This window comes from Melghirimyces thermohalophilus, from assembly GCF_900102685.1.
Classification (GTDB): domain Bacteria; phylum Bacillota; class Bacilli; order Thermoactinomycetales; family DSM-45169; genus Melghirimyces; species Melghirimyces thermohalophilus.
This window is the reverse complement of record NZ_FMZA01000029.1, coordinates 21,246-29,046: the sequence shown is the minus strand read 5'-3', so window position 1 is coordinate 29,046 and position 7,801 is coordinate 21,246. Positions and strand designations below refer to the sequence as shown.

General features: G+C 52.9%; 8 protein-coding genes. 2 read left to right on the top strand and 6 right to left on the bottom strand.

Going from position 1 to position 7,801, the window contains the following annotated elements:
• The coding region (locus BLP91_RS15910) for a VWA domain-containing protein (protein WP_245662297.1) at positions 1-694 on the bottom strand (694 nt) is incomplete at its 3' end.
• 167 nt (positions 695-861) lie between these two features.
• Entirely contained in the window at positions 862-2,019 is a 1,158-nt protein-coding gene (locus tag BLP91_RS15905) for a M20 metallopeptidase family protein (protein WP_425412244.1), read from the bottom strand.
• Between the two features lie 216 nt (positions 2,020-2,235).
• Here BLP91_RS15905 and BLP91_RS15900 point away from each other — a divergent pair, with 216 nt between their 5' ends.
• Positions 2,236-2,580 (top strand): YugN family protein, encoded by a 345-nt coding sequence (locus tag BLP91_RS15900; RefSeq protein WP_091573099.1) that lies wholly within the window; start codon positions 2,236-2,238, stop codon positions 2,578-2,580.
• 50 nt (positions 2,581-2,630) lie between these two features.
• On the opposite strand, the gene BLP91_RS15895 is transcribed toward BLP91_RS15900, so the two are convergent.
• From BLP91_RS15895 to BLP91_RS15885, 3 genes are all read right to left on the bottom strand, one after another.
• The gene (locus tag BLP91_RS15895) at positions 2,631-3,011 is read right to left on the bottom strand and encodes an Asp23/Gls24 family envelope stress response protein (protein ID WP_091573098.1); all 381 of its coding nucleotides are present in this window, start codon (positions 3,009-3,011) and stop codon (positions 2,631-2,633) included.
• 55 nt (positions 3,012-3,066) lie between these two features.
• Positions 3,067-3,849 (bottom strand): SDR family oxidoreductase, encoded by a 783-nt coding sequence (locus BLP91_RS15890; RefSeq protein WP_091573101.1) that lies wholly within the window; start codon positions 3,847-3,849, stop codon positions 3,067-3,069.
• A gap of 96 nt (positions 3,850-3,945) precedes the next feature.
• Positions 3,946-4,767, bottom strand: a complete 822-nt coding sequence (locus BLP91_RS15885; RefSeq protein WP_091573097.1) for an NYN domain-containing protein — start codon at positions 4,765-4,767, stop codon at positions 3,946-3,948.
• Between the two features lie 113 nt (positions 4,768-4,880).
• On the opposite strand from BLP91_RS15885, the gene cax reads away from it, so the two are divergent.
• On the top strand, positions 4,881-5,966 hold the full coding sequence (gene cax / locus BLP91_RS15880; protein WP_091573096.1) for a calcium/proton exchanger: 1,086 nt from the start codon (positions 4,881-4,883) through the stop codon (positions 5,964-5,966).
• 72 nt (positions 5,967-6,038) lie between these two features.
• Here cax and BLP91_RS15875 read toward each other — a convergent pair whose 3' ends face one another.
• Complete coding sequence (locus tag BLP91_RS15875; RefSeq protein ID WP_091573095.1) at positions 6,039-7,454, bottom strand: PepSY-associated TM helix domain-containing protein; 1,416 nt, start codon at positions 7,452-7,454, stop codon at positions 6,039-6,041.
• Positions 7,455-7,801: the final 347 nt, after the last annotated feature.

Below are 7,801 nucleotides of genomic sequence, written 5' to 3'. Positions count from 1 at the left end.
CTTTTAGATCCTGATACGCTTCCTCCATTCCCTTGGCGATGGGGGTCCAGCCAGTGGGTTTAAACTGGTCTAAAGCTTGGTTGAACTTTTTTTCGGAGTAGGCGGAACGCGGATAAACTTCCTCGGTACTGGCACAGGACTTGGCCTTGTCTTTTTCCTGGTTGCTCCCTTGATGTCCGTAGACCCTTAAGGAGACCTGGGCATGGCTGGGCAGGGAGCTGGCAAAGCGTTTGATGGCAGCCTTAGCCAGATCCATCTTCACTCCGCCATCCACGGTGCCGGCCATGCTTCCGCTGGCATCCAGCAGAATGGTGACATTGAGGGGTTTTTGTTTGGGTGCTTCTTTGGCTTCGGGATCATCCGGAGTTTCCCTATCCACCACGAAACTGGTATCAAAATGATCCAGATCCTCGACTTCCTTCTCGTAGTTTTCCGCCAACAGGTAGACCAGATGTTTATAGTATTCTTCCGCTGATAAATCCTTCGGCAGTTTTTTTATGTATTGGTTTACTTTTTGCTTGTCATAATTTTTACCGGCATATTTCCCCGGTCCTTCCTTGAGCATCCCTTCCACCGTCTCTGCCGGCTCCGGGATTTCAGCTTTTTCCTTTTCCGGTTCCGCTTCTTTTGCTGGAGAGGTGCAGCCCACTATCAACACAAAAGATAAGGTGAGCGCGGTTATTTTCCACTGCATCCACTTCAACGGATTCCAACCTCCTAAACAATCGATTTACTGTACAGTTTATAGAAATTGATGAAAAGGGTCACGCGATAAGTTGAAGTTTGTCGAAAATAGAAATGCGGCACTCCCTACAGGAAATGCCGCATCGGTATCGCGCTATTCTTCTCACCGCCTGTCGCTCAAGGGGAGATGGTTTCCGACTCCTTTTCTGCGGTTAAGTAGGCTAAGGCGCTTTGGATCAAGAGTTCCGCTGAGATTTTCATCGCCCGTTCGTCCAGGTCGAAGTAGGGATGGTGGTGGGGATGGACAAAGCCTTTTTCCCGATTGCCCGCTCCCACGAAGAAGAAGGCGCCGGGGCGGTGTTGGAGGTAGTAGGCGAAGTCTTCCCCGGCCATCACCGGTGCCACCTCCCGCACGTCGACATCCTTCAGTTTATGGCGGGCCACTTCGGCCACCCGGCGAACTTCCGTCGGATCATTCACCAAGGTGGGGTAGCCCCAGCCGTACTCATAGTCACATTGGGCACCGAACATATGGCAGGTGGCCTCTGCCACTTCCCCAATCCGCCGTTGAATCTTTTTCCGGATGTCGGCATCGAAGGTGCGCACCGTTCCCACCAGGGTGCAGCGATCCGCGATTACGTTGAAGGCGCCGCCGCCTTGAATATGGCCGACGGAGATCACCCCTGACTCCAGGGGATCCAATTGTCGGCTGACAATGCTTTGCAGATTGACCACCAGATGGGAGGCGATCGTCACCGCATCGGTCGCTTCATGAGGAAGGCCCCCGTGCCCTCCTTTTCCGGTGACCCGAATCTCAAAGGAGTCGGCGGCGGCCATCAGGGCCCCTTCCCGCAGACCCACGACCCCATAAGGCAGGGGCGTCCACAGATGAGCGCCGTAGACCGCATCCACACCGTCCAGGGCCCCGGCTTCAATCATCGGGGCGGCTCCGCCGGGCACCTGCTCTTCGGCATGCTGAAACAGAAAGACGATGCGCCCGGGAATCTCCTCCCGCATCTCAGCGAGAATCTCCGCCGCGCCTAGCAGCGTGGCCATGTGGGCATCATGGCCGCAGGCGTGCATCACACCTTCCACCTGAGAACGGTACGCGCAGTTTTTTTGATCCTGGATAGGCAGCCCATCCATGTCGGAGCGGAGGGCGACGGTACGCCCCGGCCGTCCCCCTTCCAAGACTCCGATCACCCCATGTCCGCCTACTCCGGTGCGAACCTCCAACCCCTGCTCCCGTAAGAGGAAGGCCACTGCGGCCGATGTCTTCTCTTCTTGAAAAGACAATTCAGGATATTGATGAAAATGACGCCGGCGTTCCACCATCTGTTCGTATTTCGCTTCGATCCGGTCTCTGATGTAATCCTCACCCAAGTTTCACTTCCCCTTTCTCTACACATCATCTTATCAAATAGACAGAGAACGACATCACCGGCAAAGGTGCCAAACTTGTCACCCTCCCCATATTGCACGACGGGATGAGACATAATATGATGAGAAGGAGGGCTGACGGTTAAAACCGGAAAGAGGAGGAGCTGCAACATGGTATTGGAAGATGCAGGACTGAAAGGCATGGAAAAAACCCTTGGCGCAGTAGAACCGGTCATGAACGCAGCAGGCTTTTTCCGTGGAGGCGCCTGGGATTATACCAAAGTCAATTTTGACAAGAAGCTGTTGGATGGAGAAACGGAATACTACTTGCGGATTCGGGCCTATGCCAAAAAAGGGCGGCCGGAAAAAGCCCAAGCGGTGATCCAGTTGGAAAACCCCGTCCTGCTGAGGCACTATTTCCCCCACGGATTGGAAGAGACCGACGAGATCCCGGAAAGCCTCCAGGAAGAGGTTCAGTCCTCGATCCAACAAGTGAAAGAGAACTTATCGGATTAACCCTTTTTGAAAAAGGAGCCGGGCACGCCGCCGGCTCCTTTTTCATCCTGTTAGCGAACCCCTTTCTCCTCTTCCGGGGGCGGGGTCTCCTCTTTGAAGTCGACCCCTTCTACTTTGATGTTGACCTCCACGACAGCAAGACCCGTCATGTTTTCCACGGCTTCCTTCACATTTTCCTGAAGTTCACGGGCCACCTCATGGATTTTCGCCCCGTATTCCATGATCACCCTGAGATCGATCGCCGTCTCCACTTGTCCCACTTCGACGGATACCCCGCGGGTGACGTTTTTCCCGCTGACCCGTTTGGCCCAGCCTTCGGTAATTCCTCCGGACATGCCAGCTACACCGGGGGTTTTGGTTGCGGACAGACCGGCGATCACCGCTACGACGTCATCGGCAATGCGGATCGATCCGTCTCCGTTTTCAGTCATGTTTGAAGCCTCCCGTCTTTTTGTCAAAGTAATGGATGATGGACTTACCCTTCCCTCAGAGCGCTTTCACCATCCCGCCATCCACCATCAGGGCACTGCCGCTCACATATGTATTCGCCTCCGACAACAGAAAAGCGGCCACCTGGGCAAACTCCTGGGGTTCACCGTAACGCCCGAGGGGAATCTCCCTCAGCATGTGACTTTGCAAGTCGTCGACCGCCACCCCCTCTTGCTCTGCTCGGGAGCGATCCAGTTCCCTCAGACGGTCCGTAGCAATCCGGCCCGGACACAGGGTGTTGGCCAGAATCCCCCGGGGACCAAGCTCCTGGGACAAGGTTTTCATCAGCCCTGCCACTCCGGCCCGCATGGTGTTGGACAGGATCAGACCTGGGATCGGCTGTCTCACGGAGGAGGAGGCGATGGTCAATATTCTCCCCCCCTGCGGCATCAGCGGCAAAGCGGCGCGGATCAACCGCACCACACTAAGCAGGTTGGTCTCAAAAGCCTTCTGCCAATCCGCGTCCTCCAAATCCTCCAACAACCCGCCGGGAGGACCCCCGGCATTACAGAGCAGCATGTCGATGCCTCCGAAGGCTTCACGGGCTCGCTTGATCAGTCCCGTGATCTCCTCCGCTTGGGAAACGTCACAGCGGCAGCCGATCACTTGAGAACCGGTTTTGTCGGCGATCTCAGCCGCGGTCTGTTCCGCCGCCTCCCGGCTGCGGCTGGACAACAGCACCCGGGCTCCTTCCCGGACCAGCTCCTCAGCCACCGCCCGCCCCAATCCGCGGCTTGCGGCAGTGACCAGAGCGGCTTTGCCTGCGATCCCTAGATCCATGTCGGACATGACTCCTCTCCTGTCAATGGCTTCATCGTTTTCCGGATAATTCTGTTTTTATTATATCACGGAACTCCTCGATATCCCAACTGTTTCTCATCCGACCTGGTATCCGGCGATCCGTATTACTTTTCTGACTTGAGGATGGGATTCATTGACATGGTAACCGTAATAGGTGTTCCCATCCACAGCCACTTCGACGGGTCTCAGATAATCGCCCTGCACCAGACGAGTAAATAAGCCCGCTGCCTCCTCTTCGGTCAGGTTCAGCTTCCGCACGAGATCTTTTTTGATCCAGGAGCTGCCGTAACTTTTGCCGATATTGTTCACATCTTTATACCACTCGTAGATCTGCAACACCGCTCCCTGCAGGAACCGGTCCATCCGGGACAGCTTTTGAAAGTGGGAGATATGCAAGAAGTCGAAAAGATTGTAAATCTGGTCGCAAAAGGCGTCCAGATGAGCGGTGGGAGAAACACTTTCATCCTGCAGGCAAAACAGTTCCACTCGCTTTCCTCGGGACCATAACCGATCCATCAGCGGGATCATATCCTGGTCAGCGCTGACAATCACAAAGGTATCCACCTCAGGCACCGTATGCAGGATATCCATCGCATCGAGGCAGAGCTGAATATCCGCCGCATTTTTTCGTCCCCCCTCCCCCCGTCCGTTCCCGTGCACGTGGTGCACGTGAGCGTGTTTTTTCTGAATCTGGTTCATGGACACGTCTCGGCCCATCTGTTCAAAGTCAGCGTAAACCTCCATCATTCGCACCCGGCGGCGTCCATAGTGTTCCCATAATCGCAGAAACAAGTTGTGACGAGGGTCCGGATGATCCGGATTCATATGGTATTTTTTCAGCCCGTAATAAACATTTTCCAGGTCGATCCAGATGGCGACCGATTTATCATCACCCATTGGATAAACCCTCCTGATTACGAAACACTGATAATAACAATGATATCATAAGTGCTTCGACAGATTCCGAAAAAATCCTCGGTGACCGGAGAAGACAAGGAGGACACCTGACCATGAATCCCCGCTGGTTTTATTCCCTATTATTCCTCAGCACCCTGCTCAGCGGACTGGCTCACTGGTTTTGGCCCGGTGAAGCGGTTCGTTTTACCCTGGCTTCTCTCTCCTTGATCTTGTGGGCAGCTATGCTCGGGAAGGCGACAGAGAGTGTCGCCCATTATGCCGGCGACCGACTGGGCGGCTTTTTAAACGCCACTTTCGGCAACGCGGCAGAACTGATCATCGCCACCTTTCTTGTCCGGGAAGGCTTGTTGGACATGGTGAAAGCGAGCATCACCGGGTCGATTATAGGCAACCTCCTCCTGGTGCTGGGGTTGAGTCTGCTGTTTGGAGGATTGAAGTATCGGGTGCAGTCCTTCAACCCCGTGTTGGCCGGACACAATGTCTCCCTGATGCTGCTGGCGGTAATCGGTCTGTTCGTTCCCGCCGCATTATCCTTCCAACTATCGGCCGGAGAACGGGAAACCCTCAGTCTGATTATCGCCGGGTTGTTGATCATCGGTTACATCCTGTGGTTGATTTTCTCCATGATCACCCATAAACGCGAACTGACGGTGGATCAAAAGGAAGTGGAGGGAGAGAAGGATGAAGCGCTGTCCGCCAACCCCGCTTCGGAAACACCGGACTGGTCCAAAGGGCTGTCCATCTTGCTCCTTTTGGTCTCCACCTTTTTTGTGGCCATTCAGAGTGAATGGCTGGTGGGAAGCATTGAGGCCGTCGCCCATGCCCTGGGGTGGTCAGAACTATTTGTCGGCGCCTTTTTGATCGCTATCATCGGAAATGCAGCTGAACACAGCGCCGCCATCTTCCTGGCGATGAAAAATCGAATGGGGGCGGCTGTGGAGATCGCCGTGGGCAGCAGCCTGCAGATCGCCCTTTTTGTCTCCCCGGCTCTCGTCTTCATCAGTCTATTTTTCCAAAAACCGATGAATCTGGTCTTTACCACTGCCGAGTTGACCGCTGTCGCCGTCAGCGCCTTTATCGCCGCTTCGATCTCCCGGGACGGTTCGACCAACTGGTATGAAGGGGTGATGCTCCTCATCGTCTACCTGATCCTAGGCTCCGCCTTCTACTTGGTATAAAAAAGAGCCGATGGATGTCGACTCTTTTTTTCGGGGTTACACCAATGTACCTTGCTGTCGAATCAAAGGTTGTCATCCCATCCATCGCTGTATCGCAGGAATCCGACGTAGGATGAATCGATCCAACAACCAGACAAAAATCAAGGAAAGACCTACGAGAGGAAAGAAGACCCCTAAGATCAGTATCAAGATTGCAACGGATTTTAACATCTTGATATTTCGAGGTCGCGACGGTGCTCCCAGCCGGCCTTTGGGCCTCCGTTTCCACCACATGACAATCCCGCTGAGGACGATGGCCACAATCCCTATTACTAAGGCGAGCATCAAGAGCTGATTGAGGGGGCCAAATTCACCCTGGTGGAATGCGATTCCCATTGAGATAAGTTTTCCGAGAGAACCATAATCATCCCACCCATAATCGGCTAACACCTTTCCGTCATACTGATCAATGTGCAGGGTTTGTTGCGCTTGTGGGCTGGGGCGATCGGGATACACCTCGGCTGGATCGAGAAAGACGGTGTAAACCCCAGTTTTTCCTTCCGGAAAGGCAATTTTATAGCCTGGATGGACGTTTTTGGCCTTTGCGATCTGTATGATCTTTTCCACAGGAAGGGAGGCTGAGTTTCTTGACTCGGATGCCGGGACGGCCAGATTCTCTGCAGCCCACGGCACATCAGCCACTTCTTTTGTCGGAATCGTGGATTTTGGAAAGGCATCCTTTTCAAAAGGTTGGTCCCCGACCGGGCTGCCCTCCCCGCTTAATGCTTCCACACGATGGGCTATACTTCCCCAAACCTCCGTCCACATGAGCCCGGAAAACAATTGAATGACGAGTAACACAGACAGCCAAACCGCTAAAACTGCATGTAAGTCGCGCCAAAACATGCGTTTACCTTTCCATGAGCGTAAGCGGGGGATTAAGGTTCCGAAAATCGATTTCCTCTGACGCGGCCACCATAGGTAAATGCCTGTGATGATCAAAATAACAGCCCAGCAAGCGGCGAGTTCTACTAACCGATTTCCTACCACACCTCCCCATAGCTCCCCATTGTGCAGATTTTTCATTTGTTCCATGAAGGTTTCATTGTTGTTTAAATCTCCAACAATGTCACCATTGTAAGGGTTTACGAAAACGGTCAGCTCTTTTCCGTCTTTCGAAATCTCGATTTCTGAGGTTCGGTTTGCCTCGAATGAAGGCTTGTAACTCGTGATCTCCGCATCGGGGTGATGTTTCTTGACATTTGCTATTTGTTCGGAGGGTGAAAGCTTTTGATCTCCGGTTTCCACATAGTACAAGTCTTTGTACAATATCGATTCGATCTGCGGTTTATATATATAAATGCCACCGGTTATCGCCAAGAAAATAATCAGAGGGGCGAACACAATCCCCGCGTAAAAATGCCAGCGCCAAACCATTGCATACCATGGCTGACGGTTGCGATGGGAATCAGCCGGCGGTTTCGTTTGGATCGAGTCAACGGGGGACATGGGATATACCTCCATTTCGTTAACTTCTATTTTTTCTGGACAGATTGAGTGTCTCGGATGATTTAACCCCTTAGGCACATTCGGATACGCCCGCTGTGTTGGACTGATAACAAAAAACAACAATCTAAAACCAAGGGTAGCGTGATATTATGTTGTTAATTTCACACCCTGCTTATATATCCCTCATATAAAACCGGAGCAGGTTCAATGGTAGATTCCCATTCGACGGTTACACAAACAATGAAATGAAAATGTTCATGGATCCCCCTTTAATGAATCACATCGAATCACATATCGTAACACCATCATTACCCCAAGTGTCGTACCTTTATCAATAGAGGTTTTGT

Coding starts and splice junctions, on each gene's coding strand:
- BLP91_RS15905 (WP_425412244.1), bottom strand. CDS start 2,019: ATGGTGGAACGCCGGCGTCATTTTCATCAATATCCTGAATTGTCTTTT.
- BLP91_RS15900 (WP_091573099.1), top strand. CDS start 2,236: ATGGTATTGGAAGATGCAGGACTGAAAGGCATGGAAAAAACCCTTGGC.
- BLP91_RS15895 (WP_091573098.1), bottom strand. CDS start 3,011: ATGACTGAAAACGGAGACGGATCGATCCGCATTGCCGATGACGTCGTA.
- BLP91_RS15890 (WP_091573101.1), bottom strand. CDS start 3,849: ATGGATCTAGGGATCGCAGGCAAAGCCGCTCTGGTCACTGCCGCAAGC.
- BLP91_RS15885 (WP_091573097.1), bottom strand. CDS start 4,767: ATGGGTGATGATAAATCGGTCGCCATCTGGATCGACCTGGAAAATGTT.
- cax (WP_091573096.1), top strand. CDS start 4,881: ATGAATCCCCGCTGGTTTTATTCCCTATTATTCCTCAGCACCCTGCTC.
- BLP91_RS15875 (WP_091573095.1), bottom strand. CDS start 7,454: ATGTCCCCCGTTGACTCGATCCAAACGAAACCGCCGGCTGATTCCCAT.